We start from the raw sequence: 21922 nt of genomic DNA on the forward strand, positions 1-21922 counted from the left end.
GGYGGGACGGYGGGACGGMGGGACGGCGGGACGGCGGGACGGCGGGACGGCGGGACGGCGGGACGGCGGGACGGCGGGACGGCGGGACGGCGGGACGGCGGGACGGCGGGACGGCGGTAGAGTCGACTGTTAGTCGACTATCGCGCGCAGCGCGGGGTTTTTGCGGTCTGTTGGAAGAGCAGTCGACTAACAGTCGACTCTACCTAGTCGACTCTACCCAGTCGGTTCCACCCCAGTCGGTTCCACCCCAGTCAGCCAATGCAGCGGGCCGGGGAATCCGGCCCGCTGCATTGCTTCAGAACCTCAACGCCAGCGCGCGCGATTCGATCGGTGCCATCCGGCTCTGGTCCTGCAGCTGCAGGTCGCGCAGCTCGTACGGCGCGCCGAAGCCGGTGGGCAATGCGGCCTGGTCGAACGGCAGCACCAGCTGGCCTGCGCCCGGGCCATCGAACCACGCGGCCGCATGCGCCTGCGCGACCGGCTTCAGCTGGCCATCGCGGGCCGTGGCATACAGCGTGCCGCGTGCTTCGTAGCGGCCAGCGGCGGCCACCTGCAGCGGCAACGCCACCTGGCGGCTGGCCCGGTCCGGTGCCGCCTGGCCGGTGAAGCGCGCGGTCGGCCGCGCCACCGCGAACGCCACCTTGCCATCGCGCAGCACACCATCGGCCTGGGCGAACACCTGCAGCTCCCACAGCCCCTGCACGTTGCCGACATCAGCCGGAATCCGCACCTGCGCACGCAGGGCGCCATCGGTGGTGCGCAGCAGGCGCTGCGGCCAGCTGCGGCCGTCCGGTGCAACCAGCAACGCTTCACCGCCCAGACTGCTGCGACGGGAGGCCAGCGTTGCGGGAGTGGCGCCGTCTTCCAGCAGGCGCGCCTGCAGTTGCAGGTTGCCACCGGCCAGCACCTGCGCCTGGTTGGCCTGCACCTCCAGCCGCAGCGGACTGTTCGGCTCCAGCACCTGCACCACGTAGCGGCCCTGCGCCTGCGCGCTCTGCAGCGTGTACGCACCGGCCGCGCTGGTTGCGCCAGTACGCAGCATGCTGCTGCCATCGCTCACCGGCATGCCGGCCTGCTGCAGCGCGCGCGCGTCGACACTGCGCGCCACGCTGCTGCGGCCTGCCGGGTCGCGCATCTGCAGCGCGTTGGCCGGCACTGCACGCGCGCCTTCGGCCGGGCTCAGCTGGATCACCGCATCGGGCGCCGTCAGCGGCAGATCGAGACCGCGCTGCAGTTGCGTGCCATCAACCTGCTGCCAGTAGCTGCGGCTGACCGAGGCATACGGAGTCGCCTCCTGCAGCGGTTCGGCCGGGTCCAACGCCCAGGCAAACGATAACGGCGCGTGTTCGCTTTCATCGGCGGGCAGCGGTGCGGTCACCAGGGCGGTTGGCACCTGATCGCCGGCGCGTGCGGCATTCAACGGCTGCGCAGCCTGCGCTGTGGAGAGGGACAGCACCGCCAGCACCGCGCTGGCCAGCAGGGTGGAATGAATCGTCATGGTCGTCTCCCTCACTGGGTCAGGTCGTTGCGCAGGATCGTGCCAAGGCCGAAGCACTCGCGGCGGCTCTGGTTGTGGCTGAGCGGCTCTGCCCCCTGGGTGCGCTGCTTGTCGGTGAACCAGGTGGTGCCGGCAGCCTTCTGGCTGCTGCACTCCAGGAAACCATCGGAGCAGGACGACAGCCAGTTCTGGGTGAACTCCAGGCCAACATTGGCGGCATAGCCACCGCAGTAGCTGTTGCTGTCCCACACCGCCGATTCCACGTCACTGCCCACCACCGCGCGGAACGGCTTGGGCAATGCCGGGCGGCCTGTGGTGCCGTACAGGTTCTGCGCGTTGTAGGTGGCCATGCTCGCCACCTGCTGCTGCCGCACGGCATCGTTCTTGTAGCCCAGCAGCCAGCCCAGCGAGGTTTCGAAGGTGTTGCCGTTGAGCACCGCGTCGGCCAGCGGCGTGCCCGCCGAAGACGGTGCCAGCGCGGTGACCTTGCGCACCGTGCGGATGATCTTCGGATAGCGGCTGTCGTAGGTCGGGTTGGACAGGATCCAGCGCACCACGTTGCCGCCATTGGAATGGGTGATCACCACCAGCTGGGTGATGCCGCGGCTGTCGATGAAGCTGGTCAGCTGGTTGGCCAGGCAGCCGGCGGCTTCCGGCTTCCACATGTACTGGGTGAAGTCACAGTTGACGACCACGTAGTTGCTGCTGTTCGGCAGGCCCTGGCGCACGGTGTCGACGATGGCCGGCTGCCAGTAGTCCTGGGTGGCGTTGGTCTGTGCGCCGGTGCCATGCACGAAGGCCACGCCATACACCTCGGCGGCCTGCGCCGGCGCTGTTGCAAGCCCGAGGATCAGGGCCAGGACGGTACTTCCTGTTGCGGTGCTGCGCATCGCTTCTCTCCCTCTGTCTGCGGATCCCCCCGACCCGGCTGGAACTGGACGGCGCTGGCGCTTGCCGTTGTGCCGATGCTCGCGGTGCAGCGGCGTGAAAGTCCGTGCGCTGCGCCCGGATTCAGGAGACTGACGTCACTCGATGACGCTTTTCATATTGTTCCGATGACCATGCCGGGTCTGGCCGTATGACCGATGGCCACTGCGGTGTCGTATACGGACTGCGATCATGGCGCGGTGTTTTTTTCTCCGGAGCCTGTCCATGTCGTTGATCTCCCGCCCTGCCCGCCCGCTGCTCGGCCTCGCCGTTGCCGTGGCCCTGGCCGGTTGCGCCGCCACCGCCGCCAAGCCGACCGCTGTCGAAGCCAACATCACCACCAAGGCGGTGGGCTATTTCGACAAGAGCGCAGTACCGGCCAGCCTGGACCTGGTGCCGGCGCCGCCGGTGGCCGGTTCGGCCGCCTTGGCCCTTGACGAACAGGTCAGCCGTGAAGCCCGTGCACTGCGTGGCAGCCCACGCTTCGCCCAGGCCGGCGTCGATGCCGAGCTCGGCTTCCCCGAAGGCGCCAACCACTTCTCCTGTGCTGCCGACATCGACGTCGACGCGGTGAAGACCCCGGCGCTGTATCGCCTGCTGGAGCGCAGCCGGATCGACGCCAGCGCCGCCACCAAGGCCGCCAAGAACCACTACCAGCGCCCCCGCCCGTTCATGGTGAATGGTGAACCGACCTGCTCGCCGAAGGACGAGGAAGGCCTGCGCAAGAACGGCTCCTACCCGTCCGGCCACACTTCGATCGGCTGGGCCTGGGCCCTGATCCTGTCGGAGATCGCACCCGACCGCGCCGATGCCATCCAGGCCCGCGGCCGCAACTACGGCGAGAGCCGCCTGGTGTGCAACGTGCACTGGCAGAGCGACATCCTGGAAGGCCGCTTCATGGGCGCCGCCGCCGTGGCCCGCCTGCACGACAACGCCGCGTTCAACAAGGATCTGCTGGCTGCGCGCAAGGAAATCGCCGCCGCACGCAAGGCCGGCCTGCATTCCAGCCGCGACTGCGCCACCGAGGAAGCGGTGCTGAAGGTGCGCCCGCAGAGCGCGTTGTAAGCGCGTGCCGGATCAATCGTTGCCGGCCAGCGGCCGGCACTACCGATGGGTGTAAAGCAGAAGGGCCGGCATTGCGCCGGCCCTTCTTCATTGCATCAACGCAGCAACCGCATCAGAACTTCGCGGTGAACTCCACGCCCCAGGTACGCGGCTCGTTGAGGAAGCCGGTCAGGTTGTTGAAGTCGATCGCGCCGACCACGCGGGTCTGGTTGGTCAGGTTGCGGCCGAACACGGCCACGTCGTACTGGCCGTAATCCCAGTTGTAGCCCAGGCGCAGGCCGCCTTCCAGCGAACTACGGCCGCGGAATTCCGGCGACTCGTAGATGAAGAAGTTCACCGCACTGCGGTAAGCCCAGTCGGTGTAGGCGTACAGCTCGCTGCCGTCGCTGAGCGGGAAGCCTACGCGCAGGGTCGCGTTGTGGATCCACTTCGGTGCCTGCGGCAACGGGTTGCCGTTCACCAGCGCATAGGTCTGGCCGTTGATCACCGTGGTCGGGTCGGTAATGGTGCAGCCACCGCCGCAGATCGCCACCGCCAGGTTCTTGTCCTTGATCTCGGTGTCGTTGTAGCTGCTACCGAAGGTCAGCAGGACGTTGTCGGCCAGGTAGGCCTCCAGGTCCAGCTCCACGCCCTGGCCGATGGTCTTGTCGGCATTGAGCAGGGTGGCGGTGTTGTTGGTGCCGCCCACGGCGATCAGCTGCTGGCCGTCGACGTTGTAGCGGAACACGCTCAGGCCCAGGCGCGCGCGGCGCTCGAACAGGTCGGCCTTGATGCCGGCTTCATACGAGATGACCTTCTCCGAATCGGCCTGCGACAGGCCCGGTGCGAAGGCCAGTCGACCCTGGATCGACGGTGCGCGGAAGCCCTTGGCCACACGGGCGTAGGCGTTGATGTCATCGGTCAGCTTGTACACGCCGCTGACATCCCAGCTGACGTCGTTGACGTCGGTGTTGGCCAGGTACGGGCCGCTGACCGGGGTGCCGAACGGAACGGCCTGCAGCACGCTGGCGCTGAAGTCCTTCTTGTCCTGGGTGTAGCGCACGCCGGCACGCAGCTTGAAGCGGTCGGTGACATCGAAGTCGCCCGAAGCAAACACCGCCCACGCCTTGTTGCGCTGGTTCTGCACCACGTGGCCGGTCTGCGGGTTGCCCGGGGTCAGCGAGTCGTAGTTGAAGTTGTTGATGGTCACGTCTTCATCGAAGTAGAAGACGCCGGCCTGCCAGTCGAAGCGGCCCCATTCGTTGGACTCGATGCGCACTTCCTGCGTCCACTGGCGGTGGTGCGGCAGGCCGTCGGCCGACTCCGACGAGAACGGAATCAGGCCCGGACCGTAGTTGCCGGCACCAAGGAAGGCCGCACCGTAGCCGCCGTCGATGTCACCGCGGTTGAGCGATTCGGCGGTCTCGTAGCCGGTGATCGAGTGCAGGGTCACCGAGCCGAGGTTCCACTGCAGGCGCGCGCTGCCACCCCAGGTTTCCAGGTCGGAGAAGTTGACGCCGTCGTTGGCCACCTTGTCGCGGTCGAAGTTCTCGACCAGCGAATTGCCGCCCTTCTGGATGATGTTGGCGCGGAACAGGCGCGCGGTGCCGTTGAGCTTGCGCTTGTGCAGGTTGAACAGCGCTTCGAAGTCGTCGCCTTCGTACAGGAACTGCACGCGGCCGGCGGCTTCGTCATAGCCTTCGAAGCCACTGTTGGGGGCACCGGCGCGGGTGTTGTCGACCCAGTCATCGCGGCGCTGGTAGATCGCCGAGACACGTGCCGACCAGCGGTCGGTCAGCGGGCCGCCGTAGGCGCCCTGCACGTTCCAGCTGTTGTAGCTGCCGTAGCCCACGCGCACGTAGCCGTCGGCATCCTGCGACGGACGCGCCGAATCGAACTTGACCACGCCGGCCGGGGTGTTGCGGCCGAACAGCGTGCCCTGCGGGCCACGCAGCACTTCCACGTTGGCCAGGTCGAACAGCGGGAAGCCCTTCAGCAGCGGGCTTTCCTGCACCACGTCGTCATATACCAGCGACACCGGCTGCGAGGCATTGAGGTCGAAATCGGTGTTGCCCAGGCCACGGATGTAGAAGCGCGGGAAGGCACGGCCGTAGGACGACTCGATGTTGAGGCTGGGCACGCGCGCGGCCAGGAAGCGGATGTCATCGCCGGCCGAGCCGAGCACATCCAGCTTCTCGCCCTGGATCGCGCTCAGTGCGACCGGTACGTCCTTGGCGTTCTCGACGCGGCGCTGCGCGGTCACCTGCAGGGCATCGAGGGCAACCGGATCCTTGGCAGCGGGGGTTTCCTGGGCGGCTGCTACCAGCGGCAGCAGGGCGGAAAGAGCGGCAACGAGGGGGCGCGCGACCGGAAGGCGGCCACGGGAAGTACGGGTCGGGGACATGGCGGTAGGCTGTGTTTGGAGGGGTGGTAAAACGGCGCTACCAGATAATTGTTGCAATACAGCACCTACGCCGCAAATGCCCGCCGTTCATGGCCCCGTCGCCGGCGCCCCCGGGCGCTCGCTAGACTCGGGGTTTCCACCGCGACGGACCCGCCGCCATGACCCAGTGGTACTTCCATGCCTCCGCCCAGGCCGAGCGCCTCGGCCCGCTTGATGACGAGGCCGCGCGCCGTTACGCGCAGGCCAATCCACGCGCGCTGGCCTGGTGCCAGGGCATGAACGGGTGGACGCCGATCGCCGAGGTGGCCGAGCTGCAGGCGCCGGCCCCGGGCATGCCCAACACCCCGCCGCCGGTGCCGGCAGGCACCAGCGGTCGCGCCGACGACATCGAGTTCCGTATCGTCGGCCATGAAATGCAGTTCGTGGAGATCGAGCTTGACCCCGGCGAGAGCGCCATCGCCGAGGCCGGCGCGCTGATGTTCAAGGACGCCACGGTGCAGATGGACACGGTGTTCGGCGCCGCCAACGGCGAGCAGAGCGGGTTCATGGGCAAGGTGATGGCCGCAGGCAAGCGCGTGCTGACCGGGGAAAGCCTGTTCGCCACCGTCTACACGCAGAGCGGCCACGGCAAGGGCAAGGTCGCCTTCGCCGCGCCCTACCCCGGCACCGTGCTGGCGATGAAACTGGACCAGCATGGCGGCCGCCTGGTCTGCCAGAAGGACAGCTTCCTGGCCGGCGCGCGCGGCGTGCAGATCGGCGTGCAGTTCCAGCGCAAGATCATGACCGGCCTGTTCGGCGGCGAGGGCTTCATCATGCAGAAGCTGGAAGGCGACGGCTGGGTCTTCATCCACGCCGGCGGCTGCGTGGTCGAGCGCGAGCTGGCTGCCGGTGAACGCCTGGACGTGGATACCGGCTGCGTGGTGGCGTATCACCCCACGGTGGACATGGACGTGCGCCGGGTCGCCGGCATCAAGAGCATGCTGTTCGGTGGCGAGGGCGTGTTCCTGGCCACGCTGACCGGGCCAGGCAAGGTCTGGCTGCAGTCGCTGCCGTTCTCGCGCCTGGCCGGGCGCATGTGGATGGCCGCACCGCAGGGCGGTGGCCAGAGCCGCGGCGAAGGCTCGGTACTGGGCGGTCTGGGCCGGATGCTGGACGGCGACAACCGGTTCTGACCGCCTCCGGTAGTGCCGGCCACHGGCCGGCAGCCCCATGGACCTYGGCGAGCATCCCGGTAGTGCCGGCCGCTGGCCGGCAGCCCCATGGACCGTTGCCAGGTTCCCAATGATTGCCGGCCAGCGGCCGGCACTACCTTCATGAATGGGCGATGCTTCCCACCCTGCCCGCCCCGCCACGGCTTCGGTATGCTGGCGCCCTTTCCCGAGTCCGGCGCCGCGAGCGCACTGCCGATGAGCCTGTTCCGCCCCCGCATGCTGCTGTCCGTTGCCCTGATCGGCCTGCTGGCCGGCTGCGGTGGCGACCCGGTCCGCCCCACACCGCCGCCGGCACCGACCGTGGTGCCGCAGGCCAAGCCGGTGAAGATCGGCATCGCCCTCGGTGGTGGCGCAGCCAAGGGCTTCGCCCACATCGGCGTGATCAAGATGCTGGAGGCCAACGGCTTCGAGCCGGCCGTGGTGTCCGGCACCAGCGCCGGCAGCGTGGTCGGTGCGCTGTACGCCAGCGGCATGGACGCGTTCCAGATGCAGAGCAAGGCAGTCGCCCTGGACGAAGCCAGCATCCGCGACGTACGCCTGTTCTCCGGTGGCCTGGTGCAGGGCCAGAAGCTGCAGGACTACGTCAACGAGCAGGTCGCCAACCGTCCGGCCGAACGCCTGAAGAAGCCATTCGCCGCCGTGGCCACGCAGCTGGAAACCGGCGAGCGTGCGATCTTCGTACGCGGCAACGTCGGCCAGGCGGTGCGCGCGTCGAGCAGCATTCCCGGTGTGTTCGAGCCGGTGAAGATCGGCGGTCGCAACTACATCGATGGCGGTGTGGTCAGCCCGGTGCCGGTGGATGCCGCGCGCCAGCTCGGCGCCGACTTCGTGATCGCCGTGGACATTTCCAGCAAGGCCAGCGGCAAGGCGCCGACCGACATGCTGGGCATCGTCAACCAGTCGATCTCGATCATGGGCCAGCGCCTCGGCGAACAGGAACTGGCGCGCGCCGACATCGTGATCCGCCCGAAGGTACTGGACATCGGCGCTGCCGATTTCAGCCAGCGCGGCACGGCAATCCTGGAAGGTGAAAAGGCCGCGATGGCAGCGATGCCGCAGATCCGCGCGAAGATCCAGCAGCTGCAGCGCGCGCGCGCCGCGGCAGCCGCACCGGCGCCGGTGGCGGCGCCGAAGTGCGAGGAAGCATCGCGCCTGGGCAGGCTGATGGGCCGCAAGGAGAAGTGCTGAGGGCAACCCGCTCCATGCGGGTCACCCCCAGGGGCCTCACGACGGGTCAGGCGCCGATCTGGGCCAGTGCGTCGTTGGCTGCGGCCGTCACCGAGCTGCCGTAGCCATGGATGTACGAGCCGTTGCAGACCAGCGTGGCGTGCAGAATGACGCCATTGATTTCGGCCTTCTCGAAGTTGCAGCTCTGGCCTGCCGCTGTGGAATAACGCATCAGTCGCATGGCGATGACGTTGGCGTCATCGATGCTGGCACCGAGCCCACTGATGGACCAGCTCTTCAGGGTCTGCGTGTTGCCGCAGTCGTAGCGGAAACGGAACCCCCAGGATTCCGGATAGTACGAACCCTGCAGGGGCGCTGAGCAATGGGTACCCGTGGCCGCCATTTCCGTCGCGATGGCCAGCGAGTTGCGCGCCGCGGTGGTGGGTGAGTTGCCCACGCCGGCAATCGGCCAGCCATTGCAGACGAACTGGGCGAAAACACCCTTGCCGTAGGCACCACTGACGATGCTGCTGGCATCCGCGCTGCAGCTCACGCCAGCCTGCAGCACCGCCATGAAGCCGTTGAGGTTCTCCACCGCTTCATTGACCGAGACGCCGATTCCATAGACATAGCTACCATTGCACTGGCGCTTGGCCAGCGTCGACGAGTTGCTGGTCATGCCGATGAATTCAGTGGTACCGCAACTCAGCGCCAGAGGTTGGGCGTTGGCGATCTGGGGGGAAGCACCCGCAGCGGCCGGCATCAGGCCAGCGACAAGCAGGGCAATGACTGGAGCAAGGCAGACTTTCATGTCGATCTCTCCGGACAGGGTTGTCCAGTGAGTCTAGGAAGGCTGATTGCGTCACTCTGTCAGAGGTTCATCCGTCTCACCGTAGGAAAATGCCTTGCATCGCCCAGGATGCAAAGCAAGTCACGCTCTCCCACATCCGCCGGATGATCACGGCTCCAGCTGCGAAAGCGGCAGGGCCTGGAAGCCCTTCACCGTGCGCAGCACGAAGCTGGAATTGGCATCGGCCACGCCACCGGCATTGAGCAGCCGGTCCAGCAGGAAGCGCGAGAAGTGCTCCAGGTCGCGCACGTAGACGTGCAGCAGGTAGTCCATGTCGCCGGTCAGCGCATGGCAGGCCACCACCTCGTCCCACGCCTGCACGCTGTCCACAAAGTGGCCGATGGCGGCCTGGTCGTGCTTTTCCAGCTGCACCCGCACGAAAGCCTGCAGGCCCAGTCTCAGCTGACGCGGTTCCAGCCGCGCGCCATAGCCGACGATCACGCCCTCGCTTTCCAACCGCTGCAACCGCCGCAGGCAGGCCGAAGGCGAAAGATTCACCCGCGCCGCCAGTTCGGCGTTGGTGGCGCGCCCATCCCGCTGGATTTCAGCCAGCAGGCGTATATCCGTGCGATCGAACTGGACTTCTCCGGCCATTGTTGCCCCGCAACATGGTGAGTACGCAAGGATATTGCGCCAACAAGGCCAACAGGCGCAACTTTTGCAACCCTGTTGCGCGTGCTCTGCCCTAGCATCGTGGGTATCCCGTCAAGGAGTGCCCCATGGACCTCGCCCAGCCCCGCCGCGTCGAACACCAGCAGACCGACAAGGGCTACGTGCCGGTGTACACCACCGCGCTCGTCGAGCAGCCGTGGGACACCTATACCGCCGACGACCACGCCACCTGGAGCACGCTGTACCAGCGCCAGCGCGAGCTGCTGGTCGGCCGCGCCTGCCAGGAGTTCCTGGATGCGCAGGACGAGATGGGCATGAGCGCGCACATGATTCCGCGCTTCGACCAGCTCAACGAAGTACTGGGCGCGGCCACCGGCTGGACCCTGGTCGGCGTCGAAGGCCTGCTGCCGGAACTGGATTTCTTCGACCACCTGGCCAACCGCCGTTTTCCGGTGACCTGGTGGATCCGTCGCCCGGACCAGATCGACTACATCGCCGAACCGGACCTGTTCCACGATCTGTTCGGCCACGTGCCACTGCTGATGAACCCGGTGTTCGCCGATTACATGGAGGCGTACGGGCGCGGCGGCGTCAAAGCGCACGCGATCGGCCCGGATGCGCTGCAGAACCTGACCCGCCTGTACTGGTACACGGTGGAGTTCGGCCTGATCGATACGCCCGAAGGCCTGCGCATCTACGGTGCCGGCATCGTGTCGTCGAAGGGCGAATCGCTGTACTCGCTGGAATCGGCCGCGCCCAACCGCATCGGCTTCGACCTGCAGCGCATCATGCGTACGAAGTACCGCATCGACACTTTCCAGAAGACCTACTTCGTCATCGACAGCTTCGAGCAGCTGATGCAGGCGACGTCGCCGGACTTCACCCCGATCTACGCGGCACTGGCCGACCAGGCGCACCTGCCTGCCGGTGACGTGCAGAGCGATGACCGCGTGTTCCAGAAGGGCACGGGGGAAGGCTGGGCCGACGGCGGCGACGTGTAAGCACACGACGCGCACGGCTTCGCACTGAAAACGGCGCACCTGGGTGCGCCGTTTTCGTTGTTGCCTGATGCCTGCACCTTCGCAGCGGTGCAGGCAAGGGCAGGGCGCTCAGGCGTCCACGGCCCGGCAAGAGCCCCGCACCATCAGCTGTGGATGCACGCTGGCCGCAGTCGGGGCCTCAGGCACCTCGGTCTGCACCAGCATTGCCGCCGCCATGCGGCCAATGTCGGACACATGGCGGCGCACCGAGGTCAGCGGCGGCCACAACCGCGAGGCCAGCGGGCTGTCGTCATAGCTGACGATCGACAGCTGCTGTGGCACGGCAATACCCGCACGCAGCGCAACCTGGTAGACACCGGCCGCCATCTCGTCGTTGCCGGCGAAGATCGCGCTGGGGCGTTGTCCACCCATCAGCAGGCGCTCTGCGGCATGCACGCCGGACTCGAAGGTGTCGCCCGCTTCCAGCACGCGCTCGCCCGGCAAGGTCAGCCCCACCTGGGCCAACCGTTCAAGGAAGCCATGGGTACGCTCACGCGCCGCGCGCCGGTCTCCCGGCCCGGCGATCACTGCAATGTCACGATGGCCCAGCGAGAGCAGGTAACCCGCTGCTGCTGCCGCGCCATCGCGATCGTGGGTGACCACCGCCTGCACTTCATCCTCCGACGCATGTGCATTGATGCGCACGTAGCGGCAGTCGATGTCGTCCAGCATCTGCGCGAGTGCAACCGATTCGGATGCACGCGGGCCGAGGATCACCCCATGCAGCTTCTGCTGCTGCACGAAGCGGCGCACGCCCTGCGCGCACTCCGGGTCCTGGCTGTCGCAGGGATGCACCACCAGCTCATAACCGGTGCCGCGCAGCGCTTCCAGCGCGCCATGCTGCAGGTCGACGATGCATTGGGCGCCCGGGTCGTCATACACCAGGCCGATCAGGAAGGAGCGGCGGAACGCGAGCCCGCGCGCCAGAGGGTCGGGCACGTAACCGACCTCGCGCATCAACGCCTCGACCTTGTCGCGGGTGTCCTTGCGCACCAGCGGCGAGTTGTTGATGATTCTTGAAACCGTTTTCTTGGAAACTCCCGACAGTCGTGCGATGTCGTTGATCGTGGCAGCCTTGCCCTTCGATGCCGGCAACGCGGCATCGCTAATAATTCGCACTGACATGTATAGAACCAGGTAAGTCGGAGAAGTCTAGCCTTGCGCCCGTCGGGCGCGAAGTTGCGGAATGTCGCAGCTGGAGCGGAACACGTCGTGTTCGACACGTTCTACCGCGTGAGGTTCCATTGTGATCGCTCTACAGCATTTGCATCTGAACCGTTTTTCACGCGTGCTTGCCATGAATGCGGGCGCGACGCGCGCGAACGCCAACATTCCCTTAACCACGCTCCGCTACAGTCGGGGCATGGACCTGCAGACCTCTCCGTTTCCGGCGTTCCGTGGCCGTGACCGGTTGATCGCCGCAGTCGACGCGGCGATGACCTCCGGTGATGCCGAGCGCATCACCGCCGACCTGCAGCTGGCGCTGCAGGAAGCCATCGCGGACAGCCGCATCGAGTTGCCCGAATGCGTGCACCGCCCGGTCAGTGATCATTACGCGCGACGCCCGCTGTACCACAGCCGCGAACACGGCTACAGCGTGATTGCCATGAGCTGGGGCCCAGGGCAGGGCACGCCGCTGCACGACCACGATGCCATGTGGTGTGTGGAGGGCGTGTGGTCGGGCGAGCTGGAGATCACCCGCTATGAACTGCTGGAGTGCGCCGGCGAGCGCTGGCGCTTCCGCCGCCATGCCGTGCTGCGCGGCGGCTGCGGCAGTGCCGGCAGCCTGATTCCACCTCACGAGTACCACACCCTGCGCAATGCCAGCGATGAAGCCCTGGCCATCTCGGTGCATGTGTACGAAGCGCCGATGGAACGTTCGGCGGTGTTCGATCCGCTTGGGGGTGACTGGTACCAGCGCCGAATCCAGGCACTGCAGGCCGACGCGGTCTGAACCCGACGCAGGGCAGCGTACCAGCGCCTTCGCAGCGCGCATGGCATCATGCGCCGCTGCGCTGCCGGACCCGGCGGCGATCCGCAATGCCCGTCGGGCAAGGAGCAAGACCATGTCCAGCGCTGATCCGCGCCTGCGTGCGCTGTTGAAGCTGGCACCGGTGATTCCGGTGTACACCCCCGAAGACGTGAATGAAGCCGTCGAGGTAGCCCAGGCGCTGTTCCGCGGCGGCCTGCCGGTGATCGAGGTGACCCTGCGCACGCCGCAGGCGCTGGACGCCATCAAGGCGATGGTCGAGGCCGTGCCGGATGCCGTGATCGGCGCCGGTACCGTGCTCAATGCCGCACAGATGCAGGCAGCGAAGCAGGCCGGCGCGCGCTTCGCGGTGTCGCCCGGCGCTACGGCGGCGCTGTATGCCGCCGCACGCGATGCCGATCTGCCGTACCTGCCCGGTGCCGCCACCGCCTCGGACCTGATCCTGGGCCTGGAGCACGGCAGGGACACCTTCAAGTTCTTCCCCGCGGTGCAGGCCGGCGGTGCCGCGCTGCTGGCGGCCTGGCACGGCCCGTTCGCCGATGTGCGCTTCTGCCCGACCGGCGGCATCAGCGCGCAGACCGCACCGCAGTTCCTGCACCTGCCCAATGTGCTGTGCGTGGGCGGTTCGTGGCTGACCACCCCGGCGCTGCTGCAGACCCGTGACTGGGAGGCGATCGAACGCCTGGCGCGCGAGGCATCGGTGCTGGCCAGCTGAACACGCTGCACGGATCGTCAAAGGTTTGATCGTGATCAAAGCGCCGGCCTCGAGCCGGCGTCATTCTGTAGGCAAGCGCACTGCGGAGATCCGAACATGCAATCCACCATGAAGGCCGCCGTCGTACGCGAGTTCGGCAAGCCGCTGGTCATCGAGGAAGTCTCGGTACCGCGCCCGGGGGCGGGCGAGGTACTGGTCAAGATCGAGGCCTGTGGCGTCTGCCACACCGACCTGCACGCCGCCGAGGGCGACTGGCCGGTGAAACCGAACCCGCCGTTCATCCCCGGTCACGAGGGCGTGGGGCACATCGTGGCCGTGGGAGGCGGGGTAGGGCACGTCAAGGAAGGCGACAGGGTCGGCATCCCCTGGTTGTACTCGGCGTGTGGCCATTGCGAACACTGCCTGGGTGGCTGGGAAACGCTGTGCGAGACACAGCGCAACACCGGTTACTCGGTCAACGGCGGCTTCGCCGAGTACGCACTGGCCGATGCCAACTATGTCGGCCTGCTTCCGAAGGACGTGGGCTTCATCGAGATCGCGCCGGTGCTGTGCGCCGGCGTGACCGTCTACAAGGGCCTGAAGGTCACCGACACCAAGCCCGGCGACTGGGTGGCGATCTCCGGCATCGGCGGCCTGGGCCACATGGCAGTGCAGTACGCCCGCGCGATGGGCCTGAACGTGGCTGCGGTGGATGTGGACGACAGCAAGCTGGCATTGGCCCGGCAGCTCGGCGCGCAGATCACCGTCAACGCGCGCACCACCGATCCGGCCGCCTTCCTGAAAAGGGAGATCGGCGGCGCGCACGGCGCCCTGGTCACGGCCGTGTCGCCGAAGGCGTTCGAGCAGGCACTGGGCATGGTGCGTCGTGGCGGCACCGTCTCGCTCAACGGCCTGCCGCCCGGCAACTTCCCGCTGGACATCTTCGGCATGGTGCTCAACGGCATCACCGTGCGCGGCTCGATCGTCGGCACCCGGCTGGACCTGCAGGAATCGCTGCAGTTCGCCGCCGAAGGCAAGGTTGCGGCCACTGTCAGTACCGATCGCCTGGAGAACATCAACGACGTGTTCGCGCGCATGCACGCGGGCACCATCGAAGGCCGCGTGGTGCTCGACTTCGCCGCCTGACCGCCTGTGCATGGCCGCCGCTGCTCCGTACCCCTCTCCCACGGGCACGGCGGCCGTGCCGACCCATCGGTAGTGCCGGCCGCTGGCCGGCGACCTCGGACACGTCGCGCCGCCGTACAATGCGCGCATGCCCGGCCTGCTCAAGACCCTGTTCCTGTCCATCGTCGCCCTGATCGGCGGCGTGCTGTCGCTTGCGCTGGTCAGCAGCGTCGCCAGCTGGCTTCCCCCCTTGCTGGGCCTGTCGCCGGACAACAACAGCATGCAGCTGGGGTGGGATCTCACCTTCAGCGTGCTCGGTGGCATCGCCGGCATCACCTTCGCCACCTACTACGCGCCTTGCTGGCCACGTTCGCACGGGTTCTCGATCTGGTCACTGATCGCGCTCGGTTGCGGCTATGCGATGTGGACCACAGGCGCGGATTTTCCCCTGTGGTTCGCCATTTCATTGCTGGCGTCGCTGCCGGTGCAGCTGCTGGTGGGCTGGTGGTTCGGTCGCCGCGCTTCGCGCAGCGCAACACAGGCTTAATAATTCCTCCCTAGGCTCGGTGCCCGCCGAACGTCGGCAACGCGGCGCAGGGGTCTGTCCCATGGATATCGGGCAGGCGCGGCGCGGATCACCACAGGGAACCGGGGAATCCATCCGATGCGTCACCCAGTCCGGGAGGCTGCCACCGCAGCCCCTCTTGCAAAGCGTTTGTCCCGTGCCGTGCACGCCGTGCTGATCGGCGGCCTGGCCGTGCTGCCCGTCGACGCCATGGCCGAGGCCGAAGAGGCAGACGGCGATACCCGAGAACAGCTGCAGCAGCTGGACACCGTCACTGTCACCGGCAGCTACGCGAAGAGCCTGGAGCGCGCGGTCGATCTCAAGCGCGCCAACATCGGTTTCTCCGATTCGATCGTCGCCACCGACGTGGCTGATTTCCCCGAGCAGAATCTGGCAGAGGCGCTGCAGCGCATGCCCGGTGTCACCATCGAACGCAACAAGGGCCTGGGCAGCAAGGTCAGCGTGCGCGGGTTGCCCAGCGAGTTCACCCTCGTCTCCATCAACAACCTGGCCACCGCCTCGGGCAGTGGCGGGCGCGACGTGCAGTTCGACATCTTCGCCGCCGACGTGGTGCAGACGGTCACCGTGCAGAAGTCACCGACCGCTGCGGATGAGGAAGGTGGCATCGCCGGTTCGGTCTACATCGAGACCGCCAGGCCGTTCGACTACGCCGAACCGAAGTTCAGCGCCTCGGCCGAGGCCTCGCACAATTCGATCAACGGCAAGGTCGACCCGAAGATCTCGTTCCTGGCCAGTGACACCTGGGGCGACTGGGGCGGCCTGGTGTCGTTCTCCAAGGCCAGGCGCAGCAACCGCACCGACTCCAATTCCGGCATCAACTTCCGCCCGATGGGGCGCTTCCTGGAAGCCTCCGGTACGCGCTCGTCGCAGGCCGCCGCGGTGCTGGCGCGCGATGCGGGAATCGCGGTGAAGAACCGCATGGACAAGGACGAGACCAGCCGCATCATCTTCCAGGACAAGGTTGGTGACCGCGTCTACCTCAACGAACAGGACCAGTGGGGCGCTACGGCATCGCTGCAGTTCAAGCCCAGCGAAACGTTCACGCTGAGCTTCGACGCCATGCTCGGCGGCTACGACACGCATGAAGACGAGTACGATGCGGCGGCCTATTCGGCCTCCAGCCGCAGCACGCTCGAGCGCATCCACGAGTACGACAAGACCACGCTGGGCGCGTACGGCATCACCGTACTCAAGGACGTGGCCTACACCGCCACCCAGCACGAGATCCTCAGCAAGGACCGCAACGCCAACACCGACTATCGCCAGTTCAGCAGCAAGCTGGACTGGAAGCTGGGTGGCTGGGATATCGATGCATTGATCGGCTATTCCGGTGCGCGCAAGGATTCGGATTACGCCAATCTCAAGCACGTGGCCTATGCGCCGTCGCGCACGCGCTGGACCGGCAATGGCGGCGAAACCGTGCCGAGCAGCGTCGGTGGTTTCGACATGTACAACGCCGCCAACAAGTACCTGTTCGAAGCATACGAAACCGAAGTGGAGAAGGTGAAGGATGACAAGTACGCCGCGCAGCTGGACCTGCGCCGGCAGATGAACCTGGCGTTCTTCCCGGCACTGAGCGCCGTGCAGATCGGCGCGCGCTACACCGACAAGACCAAGCAGCGTGAATTCGGCAGCGGCAAGATCCAGGGCCCCTCGGCCGGCAGCACCGCATGGGTGAATACGCGCACCCTGGCCGACAGCAACCCGATGTGGATCAGCCAGCTGGCGCCGGGTGGCGCCTATCGCCCGAGCGATCTGGACTGGCAGCAGATCTCCAACGCCTATGCGCGTGCCACCTTCCGTTATCCCGGCTATGCGACACCGCAGGACCCGGGCCAGTACTACGAAGTGAAGGAGAAGACCCTGGCGCTGTATGCCATGGCCGATTTCTACTTCGATATCGGCCACGTGCCGGTGTACGCCAATCTTGGTGTTCGCTCGATCGATACCGACGTGGACTCCTCCGGCTTCCATCCGGTGCAGAAGCCCGATGGCAGCAGCGGCTTCACTGCCGCGCCGATTTCCAGCAGCGGCGACTACAGCAAGCTGCTGCCCAGCTTCAACATGACTGCCGAGATCGCCGAGGGGCTGGTGCTGCGCGGTGCCGCGTCGGAGACACTGATGCGCCCGTCGCTGACCGACATCGCCTACCGCCGCACCGTCAGCTGGAGCAGCTTCCGCTTCATGGACGGCAATCCGGCGCTGAAGCCGACCACCGCCAAGCAGTGGGAAGTGGGCCTGGAGAAGTACCTGCAGAACGGTGGCCTGCTGGCCGCGTCGTACTTCTCCAAGAAGATCGACGGCGTGGTGCGGCAGTCGCTGACCGGCATCGAGCGCAACGTCGAGAAGCTCAACGCCAACGGTTCGCTGGATGGCTACTACGACTTCGAGGTGTACCAGCCGGTCAATGCCGACGGTTCGTACAAGGTCAGCGGCGTGGAACTGGTCGCACAGCTGCCGCTGTCGATGCTGCATCCGGCGCTGGAAGGGTGGGGCATCACTGCCAACTACACCCAGCTGGACAATTCGCTGACCGGCGCCTCGGATCTCTCGATCCCGACGCCGCCAGAGGGCCTGGCCGAAAAGGCCTACAACTTCACCCTGTACTACGAGAACGATCGCTTCAGCGCACGCGCCTCGTATAACTACAAGGACAAGTACGTCGAGTACATCCACCTCAACATGTACCCGGTCTACCGCGATGCCTATGGCCAGCTGGATGCTTCGATCGGCTTCCGCCTGAACGACACCTGGAAGCTGAACCTGGAAGCGATCAACCTGCTGGACGAGAAGACCCGCGGCTACACGATCGACAAGGCGTTCCCGACCCAGTACGAGTTCTCCGGTCGCCGCGTGACCGCCGGCATCCGCGCGGACTTCTGAGCCGCCAACTGCTGCCATTGACCGCTGATGAAGCCGAGCATGGGCTCGGCTCTACAGGTTCACGGGTACCACCGCGTTCTGTGCAGCCGAGCCGGCGCTCGGCTGCTTTTCAGCGGAAACGCGACTTCAGATCGTTCGCCTTCAGCTCTTCCACCAACTCGTTCGTGCTGTCGATACGCGCCTGGGTGCAGAACGAAGAATTGCTGCGGATCTGTGCCTCGTGGAAACCGACACCGACGATTTCCTGCATCACCGGGTCCTGATCGAACTTCTTCGCGAGGTACTCCAGGGCGGCACCTTCATCGACACTGACCTTGCAGGCGCGCGCCGCGGCCAGGCGTGACCACGCGAACTGCAGGTCCGGATCCCAGCCCATGGCGTCCTCGCCAGTGAAGCCGTTGTCGAAATGGTAGGCATAGACCTCGCTGGAAATCCGCTTGGCCTTCATGCCGCCGTGGCCGGAGTAGGCCTGGGCCACCATGGGCAGCAGCAGCGCGGCGAGGAACATCATTTTCTTCATGCAGCCATCGTCCTGATTGAAATGCGTGCAGGATTCTAGCCAGCCGGCCGCGCGGTGTACCAGCCACTCCGCGCGTACCGTTGCATTGCACGCATGCGCGCTCGCCGGGCATGGCCCGGCGCTACTGCAGCAACGGTCTTACCGCCGCCGCCGGAATATGGTCCAGCGCGCGCCAGGCGTCTTCCACCACCGGCCGCGCCTGCGACCAGCTCAGCCGGGAGTGGCCGCGCATCTGTTCCCAATGCTCCGCCAGTTCCTCGCAGGTATCGGCGGCATCACCGCGTGGCCAGTCGGCAGCATGCGTGGTCAGCGCGAAGGCGTAGACCGGGCAGAGGTCACGCCAGTTGCGGTGGCTCTGGCCGCGACGCTCTTCGTAATCGCTGAGCATGTACTGCAGGTAGTCCTGCGCCACCGCCTGTGGATCCTCATGGCGACGCGTACGGCGCTGCGCGGTGCGTTGGCCGAGCGGATCGAGCAGGGCGTTGAACACGGACGGTGCGGGTCGTTCAAGACGGGGCATGGCCGGCTCCTGCAGCGGGGGCGGGTGGGCAGGAATACGCGCGGTGCCGTTACCGGGGGGTGAGCGAGATGTTCATGACGCCAGGTTCGCGGTGGCTTTACCTGCGTGGGGGTGTAGTGGACGCCCCAGCCGAGGTAGCCAGACCATGAGCCGAGAGACCTCCCAAGACCCCTTGCGGGAAAACCACCCGCCCATTCCCGGTGAGCAGCGCGGCAAGCGCGATGCCGACAACGCGGACTACCGCGGCACCGGTGCGCCGTTCTTCGATGCCGAGCACGCCGGAGAGCATCTGCCGGTGAAGCACGAGGCTGAACAGGCCGCCCAGGACCGCAAGGACGGCGGTGACCGCCATCGTGGCGGCCAGGAAAGCCCGCTCAAACGGCGTGAACGCAAGCAGCGCGCCAGCAACAACCAGGACGAGGCGCTGGAGGAGACGTTCCCGGCCAGCGACCCGACCTCGCCGTTCGTGCCGGCCAAGGCCCCCGACTGACCGGTAGTGCCGGCCGCTGGCCGGCAACCTCCTGACGTCCTGCACGGCGCGATTCTGGCCAGGGCCCCCAACTGACCGGTAGTGCCGGCCGCTGGCCGGCAACCTCTTGACGTCCCTGCACGGCGCGATGCCGGCCAGCGGCCGGCACTACCCCTTCAGCGCCACGACCATTGCAGGCCGACGTTGGCCCGCCGTCCCGGTCCAGGCTCGTAGAAGCGGCCATTGCCGTCATTGACGATCACCGAGCCGATGTAGGCCTGGTCCAGAACGTTCTCCAGCCGTGCGAAGGCGCGCAGCTCACCGCCAGGCAGGGCCCAGCGGCGCCCGCCTTCCAGATGCAGCAGGGCGAAGCCGGGCGCACGTTCGGTCGCCACGTCGTTGACCACGGTATCGCTACTGGCGGAGGCCTCCAGCGCCCACTGCCAGTCGGCGGGGCTCCATTGCAGGCGTGCGAAGGCCTGTTGGCGTGGCACGCCGGGCAGGCGGCTGCCCGCGGCGACCACGCTGTTCGAGGTCACGTACGGCGAGCGCACCTGCGCCTGCAGCCAGGTCCAGGCCAGCTGCAGCTCCAGTTGCTCGGCCAGCGGCTGCCGGTACTGCAGCTCCACGCCCTGGCGGCGGGTGCGGCCGATGTTGCGGTAGGTGCTGCGCCCTCCGATATTGCTGGCAACAGCCAGCTCATCGTCGGTATCTGCGCGGAACAAGCTTACATCGAGCTGGGTTCCGTCCTGCGCATGCCATTTGCTGCCGACCTCCAGGTTGCGGCTGCGCGCAGCCGCAAGATCCAGCGCCAGGCCGGCCTGACCGTCGGCGCGATAGCCCAGTTCGTTGAAGGTGGGGGTTTCGAAACCACGTCCCACCGCCGCGTGCAGCCGCCACTGCGGGCTTGCCTCGAAGCTGATCCCGGCCACCGGCGTGGTGGCCTGGTAGCGCCGGCGGCCACTGTCATCCGGGTTGCGGCCGGTGATGTAGCGGTCGTCCGATTCGAAGCGCACGGTGCTGTGGCGCACGCCGGCCAGCACTGACCAGCGTGGACTCCACTGCCACCACGCCTGCGCGAACTGATCGACGTTCCGCACGGTGTCGATCTGGTCTCTGCGCAGGCGCCCACGTACGCCCAGCGTGCTGCCGATGAAGTTCTCGTAACCGGTGCGGTGCTGGCGCTGGCGGTCGGCACTGAGCCCGGCCACCAGGTCCAGCGGTCGCCCGGCCAGATCGCCGTGCCAGCCCCAGCGCGCGTCCAGCCCACCATAGCCCCCCTCCAGATCGATCACGCCGCCGGCATGCAGGGGGTTGGCCTGGGCGCTCGGCGGGATCGGCAGGTACTGGCGTACCGCGCGCTGGCCGGCATAGCCCATCAGCTGCCAGCGCTGCGCCCCGGCTTCACGCGTCCAGCGCAGGCCCGCCTGCTGCTGCCGCACCGATTTGCGGGTGTTGTACTGGTGCGCCACTGCCGTGGCCTGGCGCGGATCAGCCGCCACCTGGGCGCGGGTCAGGCCCAGCGGGTCCTGCGCATCCGGTGCATCAAGCACGTTGAGCAGCAGCTCCAGCCGCCCACCGCCCAGCTCACCGCCGATGCGCGCGTTGAGCGACTCGCGGCGCGCACGGCTGTGATCGCGCCAGCCATCGGTGCTGAAGTGATTGGCCGCGATGTTGTAGTCCAGCGCTTGGCCGGCCCCCTTCAGCTGTGCGCCGACACTGAGCGTGGTGTCAGCACCTGCGTTGAGGCGCAGCCGCCACGGGTCGCCCGCCTGGCCCTGCGCGCTCCAGACCTGCAGCACGCCGCCGGAGGAATTGCCGTAGAGCGCCGAGAAGGGTCCGCGCAGCACCTCGATGCGTTCGGCGCCGAGCAGGCTGGCGTGCGACAGCTGGCCCTGGCCGTCAGGCATGGTGGCCGGCACGCCGTCGATCAGCACCCGCACCCCGCGCACGCCGAAGGTCGAGCGAGCGCCGAAGCCACGGATCGACAGCTGCGTGTCCTGGGCGAAGTTCTGCCGGTCGCGGGCGACCAGGCCCGGGACCCCGGCCAAGGCCTCGGACAGCTGCGCTCCCGTTCCGGCACGGTTGGCATCGATCCAGACCGTGTCCTGGCTGGCCGGCAGCGCGAACGGGTCGATGCCCGGCACCCGCGCGGCCTGCACCTGCACGGCGGGCAGGGCGGTGGGCGCAGGCTCGGCCATGGCCGCCAATGGCGACAGCAGCAGAACGGACAGCGGCAGGCAATGGCGTCGTGCGGCGGGATTCATGATTCAGGTTGATGGACCAGGCGGCAACGCACGCCATGGTACGGGGCCGCCGATGACGATGGCGGCGGCCAGCCCCGGCAGGCTTTGTTACGATGGGCTGTTTCCGGCCGAAAAG

General features: G+C 67.1%; 19 protein-coding genes. 10 read left to right on the plus strand and 9 right to left on the minus strand.

What is annotated here, in order from left to right:
* Positions 1 to 295: 295 nt before the first annotated feature.
* A complete protein-coding gene (locus D7T59_RS09065; protein WP_180851854.1) occupies positions 296 to 1498 on the minus strand; it encodes a DUF4785 domain-containing protein in 1203 nt (400 codons plus the stop codon).
* Positions 1499 to 1509: 11 nt separating this feature from the next.
* Complete coding sequence (locus D7T59_RS09070; RefSeq protein ID WP_164139252.1) at positions 1510 to 2388, minus strand: lipase family protein; 879 nt, start codon at positions 2386 to 2388, stop codon at positions 1510 to 1512.
* A 262-nt stretch (positions 2389 to 2650) separates the two neighbouring features.
* Between D7T59_RS09070 and D7T59_RS09075 the strand changes: the two genes are divergently transcribed.
* Entirely contained in the window at positions 2651 to 3490 is an 840-nt protein-coding gene (locus D7T59_RS09075; RefSeq protein ID WP_180851856.1) for an acid phosphatase, read from the plus strand.
* Between the two features lie 112 nt (positions 3491 to 3602).
* Here the strand turns inward: D7T59_RS09075 and D7T59_RS09080 are convergent, their stop codons facing one another.
* Positions 3603 to 5873 carry a TonB-dependent receptor gene (locus tag D7T59_RS09080; RefSeq protein ID WP_099552628.1) on the minus strand — a complete coding sequence of 757 codons (2271 nt, stop codon included), beginning with the start codon at positions 5871 to 5873 and terminating at the stop codon, positions 3603 to 3605.
* A 158-nt stretch (positions 5874 to 6031) separates the two neighbouring features.
* On the opposite strand from D7T59_RS09080, the gene D7T59_RS09085 reads away from it, so the two are divergent.
* Together D7T59_RS09085 and D7T59_RS09090 are read left to right on the plus strand one after the other, a co-directional pair.
* On the plus strand, positions 6032 to 7045 hold the full coding sequence (locus D7T59_RS09085; RefSeq protein ID WP_180851858.1) for a TIGR00266 family protein: 1014 nt from the start codon (positions 6032 to 6034) through the stop codon (positions 7043 to 7045).
* Between the two features lie 234 nt (positions 7046 to 7279).
* On the plus strand, positions 7280 to 8272 hold the full coding sequence (locus D7T59_RS09090) for a patatin-like phospholipase family protein (protein WP_164137059.1): 993 nt from the start codon (positions 7280 to 7282) through the stop codon (positions 8270 to 8272).
* Between the two features lie 46 nt (positions 8273 to 8318).
* On the opposite strand, the gene D7T59_RS09095 is transcribed toward D7T59_RS09090, so the two are convergent.
* Entirely contained in the window at positions 8319 to 9062 is a 744-nt protein-coding gene (locus D7T59_RS09095) for a hypothetical protein (RefSeq protein ID WP_164137060.1), read from the minus strand.
* 147 nt (positions 9063 to 9209) lie between these two features.
* The gene (locus D7T59_RS09100) at positions 9210 to 9695 is read right to left on the minus strand and encodes an Lrp/AsnC family transcriptional regulator (protein ID WP_164137061.1); all 486 of its coding nucleotides are present in this window, start codon (positions 9693 to 9695) and stop codon (positions 9210 to 9212) included.
* 125 nt (positions 9696 to 9820) lie between these two features.
* On the opposite strand from D7T59_RS09100, the gene phhA reads away from it, so the two are divergent.
* Entirely contained in the window at positions 9821 to 10714 is an 894-nt protein-coding gene (phhA, locus tag D7T59_RS09105; protein ID WP_180851860.1) for a phenylalanine 4-monooxygenase, read from the plus strand.
* 108 nt (positions 10715 to 10822) lie between these two features.
* On the opposite strand, the gene D7T59_RS09110 is transcribed toward phhA, so the two are convergent.
* Complete coding sequence (locus D7T59_RS09110; RefSeq protein WP_180851861.1) at positions 10823 to 11878, minus strand: LacI family DNA-binding transcriptional regulator; 1056 nt, start codon at positions 11876 to 11878, stop codon at positions 10823 to 10825.
* A gap of 238 nt (positions 11879 to 12116) precedes the next feature.
* Here D7T59_RS09110 and D7T59_RS09115 point away from each other — a divergent pair, with 238 nt between their 5' ends.
* The 5 genes from D7T59_RS09115 to D7T59_RS09135 all read left to right on the plus strand — a co-directional run bounded on the left by D7T59_RS09115 (position 12117) and on the right by D7T59_RS09135 (position 18031).
* Entirely contained in the window at positions 12117 to 12707 is a 591-nt protein-coding gene (locus D7T59_RS09115) for a cysteine dioxygenase family protein (RefSeq protein WP_099554114.1), read from the plus strand.
* A 112-nt stretch (positions 12708 to 12819) separates the two neighbouring features.
* Positions 12820 to 13458 carry a bifunctional 4-hydroxy-2-oxoglutarate aldolase/2-dehydro-3-deoxy-phosphogluconate aldolase gene (gene eda, locus D7T59_RS09120; protein WP_180851863.1) on the plus strand — a complete coding sequence of 213 codons (639 nt, stop codon included), beginning with the start codon at positions 12820 to 12822 and terminating at the stop codon, positions 13456 to 13458.
* Between the two features lie 96 nt (positions 13459 to 13554).
* Entirely contained in the window at positions 13555 to 14583 is a 1029-nt protein-coding gene (adhP, locus tag D7T59_RS09125) for an alcohol dehydrogenase AdhP (protein ID WP_180851865.1), read from the plus strand.
* Between the two features lie 127 nt (positions 14584 to 14710).
* On the plus strand, positions 14711 to 15109 hold the full coding sequence (locus D7T59_RS09130; protein ID WP_180851867.1) for a hypothetical protein: 399 nt from the start codon (positions 14711 to 14713) through the stop codon (positions 15107 to 15109).
* A 168-nt stretch (positions 15110 to 15277) separates the two neighbouring features.
* On the plus strand, positions 15278 to 18031 hold the full coding sequence (locus tag D7T59_RS09135; RefSeq protein ID WP_258013038.1) for a TonB-dependent receptor: 2754 nt from the start codon (positions 15278 to 15280) through the stop codon (positions 18029 to 18031).
* Between the two features lie 109 nt (positions 18032 to 18140).
* Here the strand turns inward: D7T59_RS09135 and D7T59_RS09140 are convergent, their stop codons facing one another.
* On the minus strand, positions 18141 to 18551 hold the full coding sequence (locus D7T59_RS09140; protein ID WP_164137069.1) for a hypothetical protein: 411 nt from the start codon (positions 18549 to 18551) through the stop codon (positions 18141 to 18143).
* A gap of 121 nt (positions 18552 to 18672) precedes the next feature.
* Positions 18673 to 19071, minus strand: a complete 399-nt coding sequence (locus D7T59_RS09145) for a hypothetical protein (RefSeq protein WP_004132921.1) — start codon at positions 19069 to 19071, stop codon at positions 18673 to 18675.
* Between the two features lie 145 nt (positions 19072 to 19216).
* Here D7T59_RS09145 and D7T59_RS09150 point away from each other — a divergent pair, with 145 nt between their 5' ends.
* Positions 19217 to 19561, plus strand: a complete 345-nt coding sequence (locus D7T59_RS09150; RefSeq protein WP_180851870.1) for a hypothetical protein — start codon at positions 19217 to 19219, stop codon at positions 19559 to 19561.
* Between the two features lie 155 nt (positions 19562 to 19716).
* Here the strand turns inward: D7T59_RS09150 and D7T59_RS09155 are convergent, their stop codons facing one another.
* Complete coding sequence (locus D7T59_RS09155; protein WP_180851872.1) at positions 19717 to 21807, minus strand: TonB-dependent receptor family protein; 2091 nt, start codon at positions 21805 to 21807, stop codon at positions 19717 to 19719.
* Positions 21808 to 21922: the final 115 nt, after the last annotated feature.

The organism is Stenotrophomonas maltophilia, assembly GCF_013464915.1.
GTDB lineage: Bacteria > Pseudomonadota > Gammaproteobacteria > Xanthomonadales > Xanthomonadaceae > Stenotrophomonas > Stenotrophomonas maltophilia_AT.